Annotated in this window: 1 pseudogene; it reads left to right on the forward strand. The window is 68.5% G+C overall.

Annotated elements, in window-relative coordinates:
* Nucleotides 1-23: 23 nt before the first annotated feature.
* Nucleotides 24-378: pseudogene (locus tag APY03_RS43005) on the forward strand (glutamine synthetase); the annotation flags it as partial.

The raw sequence follows: 378 nt of genomic DNA on the forward strand, positions 1-378 counted from the left end.
GCCAGCACCTGTTGGCCCTGGGGATGCCCCTGCGCAGCATCGAGGACGAGTGGGCGCCGAGCCAGATGGAGACCACCTTCGACGTGATGCCCGGCCTGGACGTGGCGGACACGATGGTGCTGTTCCGCAACGCGGTCAAGCAGGTCTGCCGTCGGCGAGGCTATCTCGCGAGCTTCATGTGCAAGCCCGCCATCCAAGGCTTTGTAGCCTCCGGCTGGCACCTCCACCAGTCACTCACGGCGCGGGACTCGGGCGCCAACGCCTTCATTCCGCAGCCGGGCGAGGCGCTCTCGGCGCTGGGGCGCTCCTACGTCGGCGGGCTGCTCGAGCATGCCTGCGCAGCGTCGAGCTTCACCACGCCGACGATCAACGGCTACC

This window comes from Variovorax sp. WDL1, from assembly GCF_001541225.1.
GTDB lineage: Bacteria > Pseudomonadota > Gammaproteobacteria > Burkholderiales > Burkholderiaceae_C > Variovorax.